Consider the following 19,345-nt stretch of genomic DNA (forward strand, 5'->3'; position numbering starts at 1 on the left):
GCACCTGACCATGCCCGAAAGCTCCTAGGAGAGGAAGCTGGCTAGGACCGGAAGCCATCCACCAGTTCGGGCGACCGCACCGCACAGAAATCGTGCACGTAACCCTTCGGCATCGCAAACGGATGGAACTCCCCGGAATTCACCATCGCCAGCTGGTCGCGGTGCACGTCGAACTCGGCGATCGGCCGCAACCCCGACTCCGTGACATAGAACAGGTGGTATCCAAGAGCTTCGATGAACGCGAAAACCTCGGCGATCGGCGCCGACAAGTGTCGCTGCTCGATTTCGATCAAAATTGCAGGGCGACAGCGACGTAACGTCTCGGATCCACCATGCAGCACCGACATCTCGTGCCCCTCGACGTCGATCTTGACGAAGTCGACCCGAGCATCGGGAGCCAACACGTCGTCCAAACGCACCAACGGCACATCGATCTTCAAAACGTCCACGCCTTGACCGTCGAACCCGTGGGCCAGACTGCCCTGCGCGGTCACCTGGCGGTTGCGCTGCCGGGGGACCAACAGTTGCGCGGCGCCCGCCTCATCCGACACTGCGGCCTGCTGGAAATGCACGTGCGGTAGCGCTTGGTCCAGTTTGCGCAGCATCGGCGCATTGTCCGGATGTGGCTCAAAGCTGCACAGCTGCCCGGTTTTTCCGACCCGCCGGGCTAGGTGATAGCTGAACAAGCCCCAACTCGCACCCACGTCGAGCACCGTCGCCCCGCGGGTGGCGAAGTGATCCGCCACCGACATGGCCCGATCCTGACGCAGTCGGCGCCGCCACAGCGCCTCCGTGGCCATCGTCATCGCAGTCCGGCCAAACACCCGGCCGACGTTGCGAACCGTTACGTACTTCGCGGCCCAGTTGGCCGCATCACTTTGCACGAGGAGTTCCTTCACTGACACGGTTGCACCGCCTCTCTGCGAGGTGCGTAGGCACCGCACGTCTGCCCACTCCTGATCCAGCCGGTCATACCATCGCTGCAGCCCGAAGTCGCTGGCCCGGCCGCGGGCAGCCCGCGCTAGCTCTGCCCGCAAAGTATCGTCTTTGAGCAATTCCGTGAGGGCAGCAGCGATTTCGCCCGGACGCCCCGGCTCCACTAGAAGCCCGTTCACCCGGTCGGTGATAGCATCGCCGATGCTGCCGACTGGGGTCGCGACGGGCGCTAGACCGTATGCCATCGCCTCCAGCAGCGCCATCGGCAGGCCTTCGTCGTAACTTGGCAGCACGAAAATATGTGCACTGCAAAGCAGTAAGTCTCTAGCCGCCGGATCCAGCCATCCCGCAACGTGAATCGTCTCGGATAATCCCGCCGCCTGCACCGCCGCGCGTACTTCTTCCACGTCTCCGTCACCGGCCAATGTCAGCGAAAGCCGGCCGCGTAACGAAGGATCGAGCTTGCCGACCGCATCGATCAGGTCATAGCTGCCCTTGCGCACACCCAGCCTGCCGAGCGAAACAGCATGCAAACGATCGACATCCGATTGAACTATCGCTTGTGAAGGAATAGGTACGGCGTTGTTGAGCACGCCGATTTGGTGCTCGGCCAGCCCCAGCCGCCCGGCGTACTCCTGCAGGTGGCGGCTGCCCAACACTAGCCACCGATCGGCGGCCAGCGCACGCCGCACCATTGGCTGCACCGCTGCCGGCAGGCCGTCGAACCAGCCGCCGAAGTCGTAGCTATGTGCGTGCACCACGGTGGGTACCTTCGCCAGCCGCGCCGCCGCCATCGGAACCGCCTTGCGCAAAACACTGCCGCCGTGCGCCAGATGGACGTGCAGGATATCGGCGCGGCCGCGCAGCACCAGCCAGGTGGCGCGAACCATTCCGGACAATCCGACCCAACGTCGATACCAGAACGAGCCCTCGATGTAGGTCGGCACCATGGTGATGCTGATCCGCGGGTTCGGGTGCGCGGTCATCAGCTTGATAACCGTCGCCATCCCGCCGCGGCTCGCCGCCTGCGCGGGAGCCGGGCCGACGACCAACACCCGCGTGGTCATCGGGCCACTCCATCGGGCACCGAGGCCGGCCGCGCCGCGTAGTCGTCAGTCGCGGGCTCTTCCAACTCCGGGCGGACGCGGCGCCGCCCCAGGGTGGCGAACGCCATCGCGGCCCCCAGCGCGATGCCCAGCGTCATCGAGTTGGCCGGGTCCTCGGGCAGCGGATCGATGACGCACATCACCAGTAGCCCAACACTTGTCGCCGCACTGACCTTCGCGGGCACCGACGCACTGCGCAGTGCCCGCACCAGCGGTGTCAGTGCGAACACCGCAAACCCCGTCATGCCAATCGCGCCGGACTTCGCGAGCCACCACAAGTAGAAGTTGTGGGCATAGGTGGTGCCCAGCGTCTGAGTGAATTCGCTTGGGTCATCTCCCCCGAACGGCAGCTGGTAGGCATACCCCAAACCATGTCCGAACACTGGGGCCGCAGCGATCGCGTCATTGAGGTGCCGGTCCTCGGCGAACCTGGCCAACGTCGAGGGGTCCTCGGTGAGCGCGGTCCCGGTCGACCTGCCTAGCACGCGGTGGCTGAACCCAGTGATCTGGTTGGCCAACCACACCCCTGCCGTGGAATCGCCGAGCAGGAACAGCGCCAGCGGGATCGTCACCGCCAGGATGCCGGCACCGGTTAGGGTGAGCCGGGCGGCCCGGCGCACCGCCGACCAGCCCATGCTGGCGAAGAACGCGACGACGGCGGCGACGCCCACCGACAGGATCGTATTGCGCGAGAACGCCAACACCGCGATCACCAACGCCGGCAGGCCCAGCGCGAGGTAGGCCGACGGCTTGACCCGACCGGCTATCTGAGCGGCCACCAGCGCGGTAAGCACGGCGATGGCCGGGATGAGGCTGGACGTGATCACCCGGTTGGCGGCGTCTCCGGTGTCGGCCTGCAGGCTCTCGGTGCGGCCGGCCAACCGAATGCCTCCCGAAGAGCCCAGGATCGCCATACCCGCCGAAAACCACAGTGTGAAAGCCATCGCGTGAATCGACAGGATGACGTAGTCGCCGTACACCACGACCAGCGCCAGGACGAATCCCGCGAGCATCTCGAACAGGAAGGTCGCCTCACGCACCACTATCCCAGTATGGTGTCCGGTTGAAAATCCAACGGCGGCAAAGTAAATGACCACAATCCCGAACATGCCGGGCAGCAGATAGTCGGACATGCGCAGCCGCACCACCGGCAACACGAAGCAGATGGCCAGGATCAGCACCACGTGCGAGGCGTAAATCGAAACGGGGCCAATCACTTTGCCCACATGTAAGCCCTGCGGCAGCGCCGCGCAGCCCAGAAACAGTGCCAGCCCGATCATCAACTCCGGCTTGGCCCAGTACACGATCAGGAAGAACGTCAGTCCAACCAGCAGGATGCCCTGGGTGGTGTTGCGCACCGAGAGCGCGCCGTAGACGAAGCAGCCGAATCCGAACAGCGCCAATACCGCAGCGGCCATCGCCAAGCGGTGCCGAGTGCGCAGGTAGACGATCACGCCGGGCCACTGACCTTGGCGCGGTAGGTCCGGGTGGCTGCCCTGGTGTGCCGGGCAATGCGGGCGTCGGTCAGCACCGTGCCCACCACGTGGGCGCCGGCCGCGCGAAGCGCGGTTATCGCGTCGGACAATTCGTCCTCGGTGGTCCGACCTGCCCGCGCCACCAGCACCGTGGCGTCCACCGCGCCACCGAGCAGGCCGGAGTCGGCTGAAGCCAGCACCGGCGGACCGTCAACCACGGTGCGCTCGAAGGTCTTCGCCACGTCCTTGAGCACCTTGTCCAGCACTTCGGGCAGGAAGGCGCTGGTGGGCATGGTCTCTCGGCGTACCGCCCGGGCCGCCAAAACGAACAGTTTGGGAATCGACGTCGGTTTGGTTGCCTCGGTGGCGATGTCGGGATTGGACAGCGCGTTGGACAGCCCTTCTCCGGACTCGACCTTCAGCAGCCCGGCGATCGTCGGCCGGCGCGGGTCCCCCTCGATCAGCAGCACGTCCTCACCCAGCTCGGCAAAGGCCCGGGCCAGGTTGATCGCTGTCGTCGTCGTCCCCTCACCGCCGAACGGTGCCGTCAGCAGCACCCGGTTGGTACCGGGCCCCATCGCCCGCAGCAGCCGCGCGCGCAGACCGCGTACCGCATCGTCGAAGGAGATGTCGGTGCCGAACCGGGGCGCATTGCCGCGGTGCCCAGGCAATTCGGCCAGCGTCGGCAACCCGGTGAGGCTTTCCAGTTTCGCGCGGTCGCGCACCGTGCGGTCGGCGGCCTCGCGGGTGAGCGCCACCCCGGTGCCCAACAGCAATCCGGCGACCAGGCCCATCGCCATGTTGCGCACCGGCACGGGCTTGACCGGCTTGTCGGGGACGCCAGGCTGTTCAACGACGGTAGCCCGGGCCACCGGCAATTGCGCCGGCGGCGGAGAGGTCTGCTGCGTCGACACCTGCTGCGGGTCCGGTGCCGACACCGTCGTCGTCGCCGACACCGGCGTGGTGGTGTCATCCGCCGGTGGCTGGTCGCTGGCGGGCGCAGCCGAGGGTGGCGGCGGGGCCGCCGTGGGCTGCGGCGCCACGGGTGCGGCGGGGACTTTCGGACCGGAGCCCAGTGTGCCGACCATGATGGTGAACTCGTCGGCGACCGCCTTGGCCAGCGCCGCAGCGCGATTGGGTTCAGTGTCGGTAACGGTGATGGTGAATAGCGTCGACTTCGGGGTGAATGCCACCTTGGTCTCGCTGGCCAGGATATCCGCGCTTACCGGCAGGTGGAATTGCTCGACGGCCCGTTCGGCCACGGCGTGACCACCAGCGATCGCCGCGTAGGAGGATAGGCGTTCCTGGGCGGCCTGCGTACCCTGGTACACCTGCATCAAGTCGGTTTCACCGGAGAAGGAGAGCAGGACGGTGGCCGAGGATTCGTAGCTCTTGGTCTGAAAGGCCGTGATGGCCGCCGCGCCGGCCAGGCATGCCAGGACGGCACCGACAACCAGCTTCCAGTGCAGCAGGATCGTCCGGACAAACGTGCGGAAATCCATCCATCAACCTCTCTGAGCGCCCTTGGGCCGGTGCAGCCAGGACCCCCTGACGGTTGCTTTCGCGGCTTCCGCAAGTCCCGACAGTCAGGTTGCCAGCAGCGAGCCTGACGGTATGCATGATTGATATTGCCATACCTTTGGTACGCTAAACAAACTCGCAACCGTCTCCAGGTATGCGCTCTTTGATCGGCTACGTTTGGCCGGGAGCGGTCAGCACCTCGCGCGGCACATCCAGGGTGGCGATCGGATAGAAGCCGGAGTCGTCGCGCCCGTCACGGGCCAGCTGCATGGGGGGATAGTTCACCGGATTGGAACCATTCGGCTTGTGCTGCTGCCACTCAACCGCGGCACGCAGCGTGTAGTGGCCCGGCGGCAATCCTTTGAGGTCGACCCGCACCGTCTCAGCCGCCGACACCGTCGGTGGGGTGTCTGCGCTGCCGCTGCCGGAGGAATCCGGGACGAGACCCCGTAAATTCACTGTCCCGGGTATCACCCGGACCGTCTGCCCGCTGAAATCCACCACCCGGTAGGCCGCCACCCATTTCTCGGTCGCTGCGGCGGCGCCGTAATTGGTCCAATTGACCGAAATCGACGCCGTGTTGTCCTGCAGCGATTGCGAACCCGGCCGAGCTTCCACCGAATAGCGGTAACCTGCAACCGCATTCGCCTGCGCCCAGAGCACGTACAGCTTGGGATCCATCGGCGAGGTCGCATCCTGATCGGGGAAGTTGACGCTCGAGGTCATCGAGACGTGGTAGCTGATGACGTCGTGCAGGCCTTTCTCGTAATACTGCTGCGGCGTCATCCCGTTTTGCAGCTGACACCACTCGGTGATCACCGGCGCCTTCCCAAGACGCTCTTTCAGCTTGTCGACAAGCGAGTCCTGGTTCTGTACATAGCGCCCCGACTCGGCCCAGGCGGGTAGCGGCGAGTAAACGCCGAGACAATCCGACCGAATGCCCACCGGTGCGACCAATTTCTTGGTGACGTCGTCGGCGAGCAACTGCCGGGTGATCTCGGGGTTATTGGGGGTTACTACCAGCTGGGTGTGCGGGAAGGCGGCGACGTTGGCCGCGACCAGCTGCGTGATGGACGCCTTGGTGATGTTCTGGTCCCGATATTGGCTGTAGTAGCCCAGGACGCGTTCGCTGTCGTCGGGGCCGGGTCCCGGTGCGTTCAGCGAGTCACGCAGGTATGCCACGTGGTTCTCGCTGAAGTCGCCGTAGCCGGAGAACTCGAAGACGCTGAGCCGTTCGTCGTTGTCGTAACGGCGCCCGAGTGCGGCCAGCAGCTGTCCGAAATCGTTCAGATAGGTGGGGTCGTTGAAGTTCGGCACCACCTGCGTCACGCCGGGTGCGGGCGCCTTCGGGGAGCCGGGATAGCTGGTGCTGGTGCCGGGCTTGGCCCGTTCCCAGTCCGGGATCTCGATATTGGTGTTGTCCGGGTAGCTGGCGTTGCAGCAGGAGTTGTAGGCCTGCACTCGAAGCGTCAGCCGCATGTGCCGCTCGGCGAGCTTGTTCAGGGTGTCGTCGATGACGCTGAAGTCGTACTTGCGCTCGTCCGGCGCATCGGGCGGCAGGGTGGCGGGGTCGGTGGGCTGCAACTGGCGCCAGGTGACCCGCAGGCTCGCGTCGTGCGAGGGCGGCCACGCCGGGTAACGCTGCTGCGCGAGATCGCGTTGCGGAAACAGCGGCTCCAGCAGGTCTTCGTACTGCCCCCGCAGTGGATTGGGTATTTCCTGGGCGGCCGGCGGGATGGCCGGACTCACCATCGCGTTCAGCGGACCGGGATTGGTGTGGCCGCGACTGCACCCGACTAGTGCAATCGCCGCGATCAGGACCGTTGCGACGGCGGTCGCGGACGCGGCAGCGATGAACCTGGGGTTTCTGATCGGTCGAACCATTCTCTGTTTGGCTAGATCGCGCCGAGCGTGAGTGCCTCGCGGTCGGCGAGGAACGGCATCGGCATCCAGCGCGCGGACAGCAACGCTTCCATGGCGTTGCCGGGAACAGGGCGCGACAACAGGAATCCCTGCGCGCGGTGACAACCATGTTGCATCAATGTCAGCGCGGCGGCCGGGGTCTCCACGCCCTCGGCAACCACCTGCAGGCCGAAGGCCTCGGCCAGGCCGATGATCGCGCGCACGATCGCCAGGTCTCCGGCGTTCGTCCCAAGATCGCGGACGAACCCGGTGTCGATCTTGAGCATGTCGACCGGTAGCGACTTCAGGTGCGACAGCACCGCGTAACCGGTACCGAAGTCATCGATAGCGATCTGGACTCCGACATCTTTGAGCTCATGCAGCGTCTTGCGGGTTGCGTCGATGTCGTGGACCACGGCACGCTCGGTGATCTCCAGACAGACCGAACCGCCGTCGATGCCGAACTCCTCGATCGTGTCGGCAATGCTGCGGACGAAGCCGCGGGTGATCAACTGGACGGGCGAGACATTGATGCGCAGGATGGCGGTCTGCCCGACGCCGTTAGATCGCCATCGGCTGAATTCGGCGCAGGCGCTGCGCATCACCCAGCGGCCCAGCTCACCGGCCAGGTTGGTCGATTCGGCGACGCCGATGAACGAGTCCGGCAGCAACAGCCCCCAGATGGGGTGCCGCCAGCGCACCAGCGCCTCAGCCGCCACGATGGCACCCGTCCACAGGTCGACCTCGGGCAGGTAGTGCAGCAGCAGGGCTTCGCTGTCGATGTCACCCTGCAGGTGCAGCTCGATGTCGTTGCGAAAAGCGCTCTTGAGCGACATGTCATCGGTGGACACGGCAACCTGGTTGCCTCCGGCGCGCTTGGCTGTCAGCACCGCCTCGTCGGCACGACGCAGCAGGTCGGTGCTGTTGTCGCGGCCGGGCATACCGACGGCCAGGCCGATGCTGACGGTCCGGGTGATCTGGTGCCCGCCGATCGCCAGGCGCTCACGCAGCATGCTGCCGAGGCGGCGGGCCAACGATTCGGCCGCGCCGCTGGACATGGTTTGTTCCGGGATGACGACGAACTCGTCGCCGCCCAGCCGGGCGATCATGCTCTGCGAGCCCGCGCACACCCGCAGCCGCTGTGCGAAGACGCGGATGAACCAGTCGCCGGCGGTGTGGCCCAGGTAGTCGTTGATCGACTTCAGCCGGTCGAGGTCCATATAGAGCACCGCGACCGGGCCGGGGTGGCCGGCCCTGAGCCGATCGGACAGGTGCGCGACCAGTGCCCGGCGGTTGTAGAGGCCGGTCAGGTCGTCGTGTTCGGCCAGGTACCGCAGCTTCTCCTCCGCCGCGATCCGGGCCTGCAGTTGCGCGAAGAGGGCCGCGACGGCCTCCAGGGTGTTGATCTCTTCCTGTTTCCACTTACGCGCGCCGAACTTGACGAAACCCAGTACCCCGGTGGTCATTTCGCCGGATACCAGCGGAGCGGCCGCCACCGAGGGCGATGCGGCCTGCTTCGTGCCGCCAATCCAGCGGGGCAACGAGCGGTTGTTCTGATCGGGCCGGATCACCACCGGCTTCCTGCCGTGTTCGCACTGCGACAACACCGGGTCGGCGCTGGTGAAGTGCACTACCCCCTGGGGATCCGGGTCCGGCACATCGGGCCGCGGCGGCCACTCCGCAACCAGGACCGAGGCGCGGATGTCGTGGTCGTGGTGACGCAGAAAGCTTGCGTCCACGTCGAACTGCTCGACCAGCTGGGCGAGCACCCGTTCGCTGACTTGCGTAGCGGTGGACGCGGTCGCCTCCATGAGCTGGGTGGCCACGGAGGTGACGACGAGGTCCAAGCTGCGCGGCACCGGTCCTCCGATTTGTGCACGAGTCGAGTGGCTGCACCGGTTGACGGGCGTCTGACCCAGGCAGCGTCACTGTCGACGGTCCGCCACGTCCGAATGCCCAGCGATGCGCTTCGAACGGCCCCCTGCATAGCCTGGTTTCCTGGGAAGCACCCGGACCGGCGCAGGTCACGGATGGAATATCTGTCGGGAGAGGTTATCACGCGAGCCCGCAGCAGCCCTGGGAAATCTCTGTGACCTGCGCTATCCCACCGACTGTCGCGGTTGGGGGTCCGCTAGTGTCGGCACGATGTCCGTGGCACGCACAGCCAAGCAGTGGCTCGCGCCTGCGGCGAAGGCCCTCGCGCCGGGGCTGTTTTGGCGACGCAAATACCGCATCCTGCAACGCCTTGGCGCATCCCGTCCGGATGTGGCGCTGGTGCAATCGCTGTGCGACCCCCATCGGCTCTCATTGGACATCGGCGCCGACATCGGGGAGTTCGCGATCGCCATGGCCTCGTCGTCACGGTCGGTGATCGCCTTTGAGCCGCGTCCGGCCCAAGCGCGCGAGCTGACGACGATGTTCGCCGCAGTGGGCGCGGCGGTGCGCGTCGAGGCGCTCGCGCTCTCCGACCGGCCGGGCGTGGTGGCCATGCGGGTAGTCGAGTCCGATCCCGGGCGCAGCACCATCGACGCCGACAACGTGCTGGACACCGCAGTCGGCGGACCGGTTGCCACCATCGAGGTCCCCGTCAAACGGCTCGACGACCTGGGCCTGGACGGCGTCGGCCTGATCAAGATCGACGTCGAGGGGCACGAACTCGCCGTGCTGCGCGGCGCTGTCGAAACCCTGGACCGCAACCGGCCGACGATCGTCGTGGAGGCCGAGGACCGCCACCACGCCGGTGCGGTGGCCGAGATCACCCGGCTGTTGACCAGCCTGGGCTACCGGGGCCACTTCACCCTCGACGGTGAGCAACGGCCGATCGAGGAGTTCGATGCCGCCGCGCATCAGAACCCGGCCAACATCGGCGGCGCCGAGGACGGCTGGGCGCCGCGCGGCGTGTACGTCAACAACTTTGTCTTCACGCCATCGCAGTGAGACAGCTCACAATTCGCGCCTGTTCTGTCACGCCTGGCCGCCCCGCGGTGTCTTGAGGGCGTAACCCGATCAGAACAGGAGACAACGATGTCTGAGCTTTACGAGCTATCCGAACCGGCGAGCGCCAAGACCCGTGTGGTCGTCATCGGCGGCGGATACGCCGGCACCATGGCCGCCAACCACCTCCGGCTGCGCGAAGACGTCGACATCACTCTGGTCAATCCGCGGCCGCAGTTCGTGCAGCGAATTCGCTTGCACCAGTTGGCCGCCGGCACCGGCGCCGCCACCGCGGACTACGGAACGCTGCTGGGCGAGGGCATCCGCCTGGTCGTCGACACCGCCACCCACATCGATGCCCCGGCGCGCCAAGTTTCACTGGCATCGGGCGGCGTGCTGAATTACGACTACCTGATCTACGCCGTGGGCAGCACCGGGGCCACCCCGGTCGCCGTCCCAGGAGCCGCCGAGTACGCGTTCCACCTGGCCGAACTGGAGGGGGCGCAGCGGCTCCGATACACACTGGCCGATCTGCCCCCCGCCGCGACCATCACCGTCGTCGGTGGCGGCCTGACCGGCATTGAAGCCGCCGGTGAACTGGGTGAACAGGGGTGGCCGGTGACCCTGGTCTGCGGCGGTATTCTCGGTCCGTCGCTGAGCGGTCCGGGCCGGCGTTCGGTGGCCAAACAGCTGCGCAAGCTCGGCGTTAACGTGCTCGAATCCGCGACAGTGACCGAGGTTCGCTGGGACTCGGTGGTGCTGGGCGACGGCGCCGTAATGCCCAGCGAAGCCACGGTCTGGACGGCGGGATTCGGGGTGCCGGACCTGGCCACACGCAGCGGGCTGCGTACCGACGCGCTGGGCCGACTGCTCACCGACGAGACGTTGACCAGCATTACCGACTACCGCATCGTCGCCGCCGGCGACGCCGCCGCGCCCTCCAACCAACCATTGCGGATGAGCTGCCAGGCCGCCATTCCGCTCGCCGCCCAGGCCGCGAACACGGTCCTGGCCCGCATCGCCGGCACCGCGCCGGCCCCGTTGAACCAGGCGTTCACCGGGCAGTGCATCAGCGTGGGCCGCAGTTACGGCACCATCCAGCTGGCCCGCACCGACGACACCCCGGTGAACTTCTACGTCGGGGGTCGCGTCGCCGCGGCCCTGAAGGATTTGGTCTGCAAGGGCACGGTGTGGGGCCTGCGTAAGGAGGCCGCGAAGCCCGGCTGGTACCGCTGGCTCAAGGGCGGAAACCGGCCGGCGCGGCTCGGCTCCGATGAGCAGGTTGCGGTCCCGTGAGTTCGCCGGGGGACGGCAGCGGGCACGCGGAACGGTTCACCCTGCTGCGCCCGCTGCTGTTCACCATCGCCTACGAGATCCTGGGCTCGGCAACCGAAGCCGACGACGTCCTGCAGGACAGCTACTTGCGCTGGGCGGAGGTCGACCTAGGCGGCGTGCGGGACACCAAGTCCTACCTGGCTCGGCTGGTCACCCGGCAGGCGCTCAACTCGTTGCGGGCGCAGGTCCGCCGCCGGGAAGAGTATGTGGGCCCCTGGCTGCCCGAACCGCTGCTGCTCGACGACCACGATGCCAGCGCCGACGTTGTGCTGGCCGAATCGGTCTCCATGGCCATGTTGGTGTTGCTCGAGACACTCAGCCCGGACGAACGGGCGGTGTTCGTGCTGCGCGAGGTGTTCGGGTTCGACTACGGCGAGATCGCCGACGCGGTGGGCAAACCGGCGTCAACGGTGCGGCAGGTCGCGCACCGGGCGCGGGCCCACGTCCAGGCTCGGCGCAAGCGGTTCGATAGCGCCGACCCGGGGGATCCCGATCGGCACGCGCGGATCACCCGGCAGTTCCTCAGCACCGCGGCCAGCGGCGACGTCGAGGCGTTGCTGGAGATGCTAGCCCCGGATGCGGCCTGGGTGGCCGACGGGGGTGGCAAGGTCACCGCGTCCCGCAAGCCGATCGTCGGGGCGCGTAAGGTAGCCGGCGCCGTTGTGGGGCTGCTGCGCAAGGCGCGTGGGGAACTACAGGTGGAGGCCGTGACTTGCAACAGCGCTCCGGCGGTGGTGCTTTATCTGGACGGCCAGCTGCAGGGGGTGATCACGGTGGAGATCGTCGACGACAAGATCACCAACTTCTACGCAATGCGCAACCCTGAGAAGCTGGTGGCGTTGGGTAACCCACGCAGGATCAGCCGCGGCTGACACCTTCTGTCAAGCTAAGCCGGTGCGAATCGAGCGGCTCGGCGATCTAGGTGGCGCACCGCAGGTGCTGCGCTCGCTCGGTCGCGCGACCGATCGGCTCGGGTTTGCCCCTCCGGCAGCACTGACCGGGGAGTGGTTCGGCGCGCTGGCGGTGATCGCACCGACCGTGGAGATAGGCCCCGCGGCGACCGGCGACGTCTTCACCGCGCCGCTGGGCTTTACCGCACCGCCCGAGGGCCGGCCGGGGCCAGTTGGCGGCGGGTGGATCGGCTACTTGTCCTACCCAGATCCCGGCGCCGACGGGCTGCCGCACCGGATACCCGAAGCGGCCGGCGGCTGGACCGACTGCGTCCTGCGCCGGGACCGAGACGGGCAGTGGTGGTTCGAAAGCCTCTCCGGTAGCCGGATGCCCGGCTGGTTGGTCGACGCGCTGGGGGCGCCGGCACCCAGAACGGCACCCTTGTGCCAGATCGAATGGCGGCCCGCGGACCGCTCAGCACACAAAAATGGTGTGCTGCAGTGCCTGGAGGCGATCGCGGCTGGCGAGGTCTACCAGGCCTGCGTCTGCACCCAGTTCACCGGCACAGTCACCGGTTCCTCCTTGGATTTCTTCGTTGATGGCGTCGCGCGCACCGCCCCGGCCCGCGCCGCGTACGTCGCTGGGCACTGGGGCGCGGTGGCCTCGCTTTCCCCCGAATTGTTCTTACGCCGCCACGGCGACGTCGTGACGTCCAGTCCGATCAAGGGAACACTGCCGCTGGATGCCTGGCCGTCGGCGCTGCGGGCGTCGCCGAAGGAGGTGGCGGAGAACATCATGATCGTAGATTTGGTTCGTAATGACCTTGGGCGCGTGGCGGTTACTGGCACAGTTACCGTGCCGGAGCTGCTGGTGGTGCGTCGGGCGCCGGGCGTCTGGCATTTGGTATCGACGGTGTCGGCGCAGGTCCCGTCAGAGTTGCCGGCAGCGTCGCTGCTGGATGCCGCCTTCCCGCCGGCATCGGTAACCGGAACTCCTAAACTGCGTGCCCGTCAACTTCTTTCGACATGGGAGCCACATCGTCGTGGAATATATTGCGGCACAATAGGATTGATGTCCCCTATCGCCGGGTGCGAACTCAACGTCGCGATCCGCACGGTTGAATTCGATGCTACGGGCCGTGCCGTGCTGGGCGTCGGCGGTGGGATCACCGCCGATTCCGACCCCGAGGCCGAGTGGGCCGAGTGCCTACACAAAGCCGCCCCGGTGGTCGGCCTACCCACCGCCGAGATCAGCCGAGTGAGTTAACTGAGCAAACTTCTTCGCGACAAAGTCGGGTGAGGTAATTTCGCGGAAAGCCCGCGCCGGTCGCCGGGTGCGCCTAAGCTTGCGCCAGCGGTGTGCCAATCGGCGTGGCGTGGTGCACATCTGATACGCGAGCGGGGCGAAAGGGCTGTCATGAGAGTTGCCATCGTTGGCGCTGCGGCTGCGGCCGTGTTGGGTGGCGCGCTGGCGGTTGCGCCGTTGACCATCTCCAACCAGAGCAAGGTGCTTTCCGGCGGCACCTGCACCGCCGGAAAACAATGCGACAAGCTGGCCTCCGTCTTGATGCCTGAAACCGGCAAGCCAACCGGTCTCGCGATGCCGCAGGCCCCCTCCGTGATCGAAGCCCCGCAAGCAGCCGCCCCTGCCACAGCGCCGCAACCAGCAGCGCCCCAAGCGGTCGCCTACACCGGGCCCACCGGCGGCTCCGGCGCGCTGCCGGACGCCTCGACCGCCGGCCTGTCTCCGGCTGGCCCGCTGCCCGACGCCGCCACTCTCTCGCCGGGGTACGGCGCCGTTCCAGATATCTACTCGATCCCCGGTGTGCCGGACCTCTACGGTGTTGCGGGCGGCGTGGCCGGCCTCGCCGGCATCCCATACGGCGTGAACGCAGCCGCAGCGGTTGTCAACGGTGTGTTGGGCGTCGGCACCGGCCTGGCCAGCGCGGTGACGACGGGCGCGCTGGCGGTCACCTACGTGGTGCTGGCCTACAACACGCTGCAGTCCTCGGGCCTGCTCCCGGCAGTCAACACCGGCGCGCAGGGCGGGCTCAGCAACCTGCTGCTGCCGGTCGCCAGCGCACTTCCCGCGGCGGCGCTGCCGGGTTTGAGCCTGCCCGGACTGCCGAACCTGAACCTGCCCGGCCTGCCCGGCGTCTCGCCGGCCGGCATGATCGGACTGGCCGCGGCGGGCGGCCTGCCCGGCGTCAGCCTGCCCGCGCTGCCGGGCGTATCGCCGGCAAACCTGATGTCGCTGGCCGCCAGCGGACTTCCGGGGCTGCCGGGCGTTTCGCCGACCGACTTGCTTGCCCTGGCTTCCGCCGGAGGCATTCCCGGACTTCCCGCCCTGTCCGGAGTGAACCCAGCCGTGTTGTCGGCCGCGCTGCCGGCGTTGACCGCAGGAATCCCGGGTCTACCGGCGATCCCCGGCGTGGACCCGACCATGCTGGCCGCCGCACTGCCCGCCCTAGCCAGCGCCCTGCCAGCGGTGAATCCGGCGATGTTGGCCCAGGCGCTGCCCGCCCTGGCCGGCGGCGCCCTGCCCGGCGTCGACCCCGCTCTGCTGGCTGCCGCGCTGCCGGCCCTGTTGGCCGGCGGCCCGGCGCTGCACGGCGTGGACCCGGCCGCGTTGGCCGCCGCACTGCCGGCGATGCTGGCCGCCGCCGGCGTGCCGACCGGCTTGCCCGGATTGCCTGGGCTGCCCGGGTTGCCGGCACCCCCGGCGTTGCCGCCGCTGCCTGCCCTGCCCGGTCCGCCGCCGCACCCCCCGCTGTGCGTGCCGATGGGGCCGTGCATCTGACCCGACGGGATTATTCGTCGCCCGACGAATCACGCCGCGACTTCAGCACCGCCTCATAGAGTTGGCGCGAGCGCACCTCCGGGTAACCCGCCGCTACATGACTGCACGCGTCTTTGACGCGGATGCCGCCTTCGACGAGGTTCTCCACCTCCGCAACCAGGTCGGTCACCAACGTGGATAGGTCCGCACGCGGGGTGGCACCGGACAGCACGACGGTGATCTCGCCAAGCACACCTTCAGCCGCCCAGTCGGCCAGCTCGTCGAGTGGTCCGCGCACCACTTCCTCGTGCACCTTGGTCAGCTCCCGGCAGATCGCGGCCTGACGAGCCCCGCCGAGCTGGTCGACCGCGTCGCGCAAGCAGGCGGCCAGACGTCGGGGGGATTCGAAGAACACGCAGGTGCGGCGCTCCTCGGCCAACGAAGCTAGCCAGGACCGGCGGGCCGCGCCCTTGCGTGGGGCGAAACCTTCGAAGCAGAACTTCTCCGCCGGTAGCCCGGAAACCACCAGCGCGGTCGTTACCGCCGACGGACCGGGCAGGCAGTGCACCGGCAACCCGGCCTCGATGCACGCCGTCGTCAGCCGGTAGCCCGGGTCGCTGATGATCGGCATGCCGGCGTCGCTGACCACCAACACCGTTGCCCCAGAGCCGATCGCCTCGAGCAGGGCGGCGACCCGGGTAGCCTCCACCCGGTCGAACAAGCTGAGCACGCGGCCGCCGATCGTCACGTCGAGTGCCTTGGCGAGGTTGCGCACCCGCCGGGTGTCCTCGGCGGCGACCACGTCTGCGTCTGCCAGCGCTTCGATCAGGCGGGGCGATGCATCCGTTGGCTGGCCCAGCGGGGTCGCGGCGAGCAACAGGCGGCCGGTAGTCACGACCGACAGCCTACGATCGACACCGATGACTGCCCCGCCCCGAGAAACCTCTGTCTGCAACGAGGACCCCGCCGAGGACGGGACTTTTCACCGCGCGTCGACCCGCCCAGCCGCCACTGTGAGCCCGGCGCCACTGCTGCCCGCCGCCGACTTCGGCCCCACCGACCGGATGCGGGGCTGGGTCACCACAGCGGTCATCACTTTGCTCGCCGCGCTGACCCGGTTCCTGAACCTGGGCTCGCCGACCGACGCCGGCACCCCGATCTTTGACGAGAAGCATTACGCGCCGCAGGCCTGGCAGATGCTCGGAAACCATGGGGTGGAAGATAATCCGGGCTTCGGGTTGGTGGTGCACCCGCCGGTCGGCAAACAGATGATCGCGATCGGCGAGGCAGTGTTCGGCTACAGCGGAGTCGGCTGGCGGTTCACCGGCGCTTTGCTGGGTGTACTGCTGGTCGCGCTGGTGACCCGCATCGTCCGGCGTATCAGCCGCTCCACGCTGGTTGGCGCGATCGCCGGGATTCTGGTGATCTGCGACGGTGTCAGCTTCGTCACCGCACGGACCGCGCTGCTAGACGGATTCCTGACGTTCTTCGTGGTCGCCGCGTTCGGGGCGTTGATCGTCGACCGCGACCAGGTCCGACAACGCATGCATGTCGCGTTCACCGAAGGACGCTGCGCCGCGACGGTGTGGGGTCCCCGGCTGGGGGTGCGCTGGTGGCGGTTCGGTGCCGGGGTGCTGCTGGGGCTGGCCTTCGGGACGAAGTGGTCGGGACTGTACTTCATGGCCTTCTTCGGTCTCATGTCGCTGGCCTTCGACGCGGCGGCCCGCCGCCAATACCAAGTACCGCGGCCCTGGCTGGGCACACTGCGCCGCGACGTCTTGCCCACCACCTACGCGCTGCTGGTCATCCCGTTCGCCGTCTACCTGGCCAGCTACGCGGGGTGGTTCGCTTCCGAGACCGCGATCGACCGGCACCAGGTCGGCCAGACGATCGGCCCGGACAGCGTCGTCCCGCTGCCCGACGCGATCCGCTCGCTGTGGTGGTACACCACCAAGGCGTTCCACTTCCACGCCACGCTGACCAATGCCGCAGGCAACTACCACCCCTGGGAGTCCAAGCCGTGGAGCTGGCCGATGTCGCTGCGGCCCGTGCTGTACGCCATCGACCAGAACAACGTTCCCGGCTGCGGCGCGCAATCGTGCGTCAAGGCCGTGATGTTGGTGGGAACCCCGGCGATGTGGTGGCTCGCGGTGCCGGTGCTGCTCTACACGTCGTGGCGGATGTTCGTGCGACGCGACTGGCGCTACGCGGTGGTGTGGGTGGGCTACTGCGCGGGCTGGCTGCCGTGGTTCGCCGACATCGATCGACAGATGTACTTCTTCTACGCGGCGACCATGGGCCCGTTCCTGGTGATGGCGATCGCGTTGATCCTCGGCGACATCCTGCACCAGCCGCGCCAAAACAAGGAGCGCCGCACGCTCGGCTTGATTCTGGTCAGTTGTTATGTGGCGCTGGTGGTGACGAATTTCGCCTGGCTGTTTCCGGTGCTGACCGGACTGCCGATCTCCCAGCAGACCTGGGACATGGAGATCTGGCTGCCCAGCTGGCGATAGCCGACCACCCTCCGCGCGTCAAGCGTCAGGCCAGCGCGACTTCCGGCGCTGCGCCGGGCCCTGGTTTCACAACAGATCGCGGCTCGCGGGGCAGGTCATGCAGCGCGGACCGCCGCGCCCGGTGCCCAATTCAGAGCCGGCGATGGTAAGCACTTCGATGCCGGCATCCTGTAGCCGGGCGTTGGTCTGCACGTTGCGCTCGTAAGCGACCACTACGCCGGGCGCCAACGCCAGAGTGTTGTTGCCGTCGTCCCACTGCTCACGCGCGGCGACGACGGGATCGCGGCCGGTGTCGATCACCCGCAGCTTGTCCAGGCCCATCGCCGCGGCGGCCGCCGCCACGAACGGGGCCTCGTCGCTGATCGTCACGCCGCCGGGGGTGCGCGCGATGGTGAACGCCGACAGCGTCTCGACGACGTTGGCGTACATCACCATCGCGTCGACGTCGACCATCGTGCACACCGTGTCCAGATGCATCTGTGCGCGCTGCTGGGCGATCGGCACCGCCAGCACGGTGTGCGCCAGATCGTCGTCGAAAAGACTGCGCGCCAATGCCTCCGCACCGGCCGGGGTGGTCCGCTCCCCCACCCCGACGGCGATCACACCCGGGGCGAGCAACAGCACGTCGCCGCCCTCGACGGGCGCGGTGCGCGATTCGTAGGCTCGCCGCACACCGGTGAACCGCGGGTGGTGGGCGTAGACAATGTCGGTCAGCGAAGCCTCGCGCACCCGCGCGCGCAGCGCCAGCGACGGGATCACCACCCGCGGACCTATCCAGATCGATGAGTCGCGGGTGAATACCAGGTTGGGCAGTGGGTCGATCACGAAGTCCGACTCGTGGTGCATCCGCAACACCAGTGACACGTCGGTGCGGGCCGTTGCCGGCAGCTCCTCGAATGTCATACCGGCGGTTAGCACCCGCGCCAGCGGCGCCGGTTCCAGTCCGCGCAGATGGGCTGAAACCGATTGTGCCAGCGGCATTCCCAGCCGCCGCGCGTCGACGGCCGCGGCCACCCCCTGCATCCGGGCCGCCCCGCTGTGCTGCAGCGCCTCGGTCAGCAACTCGGAGAGCAGCAGCACCTCCACCCCGCGAGACCGCAGCAGCGCGGCGAACTCGTCATGCTCGTCCTGGGCGCGTGACACCCACGGCAGCGCGTCGAACAGCAGCTGGTCGTTGTTGCGCGGGTTGAGCCGGCGCAGTTCGTCGCCGGGGCGATGCAGGATCGCGACCTGTAGCTCGCCCACCTCGGAATTAATCCCTAGCTCGACACCCACGCCACAAACCGTAGCGGCGGCTGGGGCCTCTGGCGCGTCACGCACCAAGCTATCGAACTGATGTGCGATAGACTCGCCGCGTGGCGATCGCGGTTCAGGGCTCGCTATTCGAGCACAACGAACGTCGGTATCTCGGCGACGGCGCCTTCCTCGACGTCCGAGCGAACTGGCTGCGAGACTGCGACGACCTGCTCGGCGAACTGCTGCGGATCGTTCCCTGGCGCGCCGAACGCCGCCAGATGTACGACCGGGTGGTAAACGTGCCGCGACTGGTGAGTTTCCACGACCTCAGCATCGAAGATCCCCCACATCCGCAGCTGGCGCGAATCCGTCGGCGACTCAACGACATCTACGCCGGTGAGTTGGGCGAACCATTCACCACCGTCGGATTGTGCTGCTACCGAGACGGCTCCGACAGTGTGGCCTGGCACGGGGACACCATTGGTCGCAGCAGCTCACAGGACACCATGGTCGCGATCGTCAGCCTGGGCGCCACCCGCACCTTCGCCATGCGGCGGCGCGGTGGTGGCCACTCGTTGCGGTTGCCGCTGGCCCACGGTGATCTGCTGGTGATGGGCGGTTCCTGCCAACGCACTTGGGAGCATTCGGTTCCCAAGACGTCGGCGGCCGCAGGACCGCGGGTCAGCATCCAATTCCGGCCGCGCGACGTGCGCTAGGT

14 protein-coding genes are annotated in these 19,345 nt (G+C 67.6%); 7 read left to right on the top strand and 7 right to left on the bottom strand.

All coding sequences use genetic code 11. The features are described from left to right. Positions 1–41 precede the first annotated feature (41 nt). The 5 genes from H0P51_RS23000 to H0P51_RS23020 form a co-directional block, all read right to left on the bottom strand. A complete protein-coding gene (locus tag H0P51_RS23000) occupies positions 42–2,003 on the bottom strand; it encodes an FkbM family methyltransferase (RefSeq protein ID WP_180915142.1) in 1,962 nt (653 codons plus the stop codon). Beyond that, positions 2,000–3,496, bottom strand: a complete 1,497-nt coding sequence (locus H0P51_RS23005; protein ID WP_180915143.1) for an O-antigen ligase family protein — start codon at positions 3,494–3,496, stop codon at positions 2,000–2,002. The genes H0P51_RS23000 and H0P51_RS23005 overlap by 4 nt, the downstream gene beginning before the upstream one ends. Beyond that, complete coding sequence (locus H0P51_RS23010; RefSeq protein WP_180915144.1) at positions 3,493–5,019, bottom strand: tyrosine-protein kinase domain-containing protein; 1,527 nt, start codon at positions 5,017–5,019, stop codon at positions 3,493–3,495. Before H0P51_RS23010 ends, H0P51_RS23005 begins: the two co-directional genes overlap by 4 nt. 190 nt (positions 5,020–5,209) lie before the next feature. Next, a complete protein-coding gene (locus tag H0P51_RS23015) occupies positions 5,210–6,922 on the bottom strand; it encodes a copper resistance CopC family protein (RefSeq protein WP_180915145.1) in 1,713 nt (570 codons plus the stop codon). Positions 6,923–6,933: 11 nt separating this feature from the next. Continuing rightward, positions 6,934–8,799, bottom strand: a complete 1,866-nt coding sequence (locus tag H0P51_RS23020) for a putative bifunctional diguanylate cyclase/phosphodiesterase (protein WP_180915146.1) — start codon at positions 8,797–8,799, stop codon at positions 6,934–6,936. Positions 8,800–9,085: 286 nt separating this feature from the next. Here H0P51_RS23020 and H0P51_RS23025 point away from each other — a divergent pair, with 286 nt between their 5' ends. From H0P51_RS23025 to H0P51_RS23045, 5 genes are all read left to right on the top strand, one after another. Further along, positions 9,086–9,877: an FkbM family methyltransferase gene (locus tag H0P51_RS23025; protein WP_180915147.1), complete on the top strand. Its 792-nt coding sequence runs from the start codon at positions 9,086–9,088 to the stop codon at positions 9,875–9,877. An 87-nt stretch (positions 9,878–9,964) separates the two neighbouring features. After that, positions 9,965–11,170, top strand: coding sequence for an NAD(P)/FAD-dependent oxidoreductase (locus H0P51_RS23030; protein ID WP_180915148.1), 1,206 nt, complete (start codon positions 9,965–9,967; stop codon positions 11,168–11,170). Then, complete coding sequence (locus tag H0P51_RS23035; protein WP_180915149.1) at positions 11,167–12,081, top strand: RNA polymerase sigma-70 factor; 915 nt, start codon at positions 11,167–11,169, stop codon at positions 12,079–12,081. Before H0P51_RS23030 ends, H0P51_RS23035 begins: the two co-directional genes overlap by 4 nt. 22 nt (positions 12,082–12,103) lie before the next feature. Then, positions 12,104–13,366, top strand: coding sequence for an aminodeoxychorismate synthase component I (locus tag H0P51_RS23040; protein ID WP_180915150.1), 1,263 nt, complete (start codon positions 12,104–12,106; stop codon positions 13,364–13,366). 150 nt (positions 13,367–13,516) lie between these two features. Then, positions 13,517–14,899, top strand: a complete 1,383-nt coding sequence (locus H0P51_RS23045; RefSeq protein ID WP_180915151.1) for a hypothetical protein — start codon at positions 13,517–13,519, stop codon at positions 14,897–14,899. A 10-nt stretch (positions 14,900–14,909) separates the two neighbouring features. Here the strand turns inward: H0P51_RS23045 and rsmI are convergent, their stop codons facing one another. Further along, positions 14,910–15,773 carry a 16S rRNA (cytidine(1402)-2'-O)-methyltransferase gene (gene rsmI, locus H0P51_RS23050; RefSeq protein WP_180915152.1) on the bottom strand — a complete coding sequence of 288 codons (864 nt, stop codon included), beginning with the start codon at positions 15,771–15,773 and terminating at the stop codon, positions 14,910–14,912. 25 nt (positions 15,774–15,798) lie between these two features. On the opposite strand from rsmI, the gene H0P51_RS23055 reads away from it, so the two are divergent. After that, positions 15,799–17,391, top strand: a complete 1,593-nt coding sequence (locus H0P51_RS23055; RefSeq protein WP_180915153.1) for a dolichyl-phosphate-mannose--protein mannosyltransferase — start codon at positions 15,799–15,801, stop codon at positions 17,389–17,391. A gap of 66 nt (positions 17,392–17,457) precedes the next feature. Here H0P51_RS23055 and arcA read toward each other — a convergent pair whose 3' ends face one another. Then, entirely contained in the window at positions 17,458–18,666 is a 1,209-nt protein-coding gene (gene arcA / locus H0P51_RS23060; protein ID WP_180915154.1) for an arginine deiminase, read from the bottom strand. An 80-nt stretch (positions 18,667–18,746) separates the two neighbouring features. Between arcA and H0P51_RS23065 the strand changes: the two genes are divergently transcribed. After that, positions 18,747–19,343 carry an alpha-ketoglutarate-dependent dioxygenase AlkB gene (locus tag H0P51_RS23065; protein WP_180915155.1) on the top strand — a complete coding sequence of 199 codons (597 nt, stop codon included), beginning with the start codon at positions 18,747–18,749 and terminating at the stop codon, positions 19,341–19,343. Positions 19,344–19,345: the final 2 nt, after the last annotated feature.

The sequence above is a fragment of the Mycobacterium vicinigordonae genome (assembly GCF_013466425.1).
Taxonomy (GTDB): Bacteria; Actinomycetota; Actinomycetes; order Mycobacteriales; family Mycobacteriaceae; genus Mycobacterium; species Mycobacterium vicinigordonae.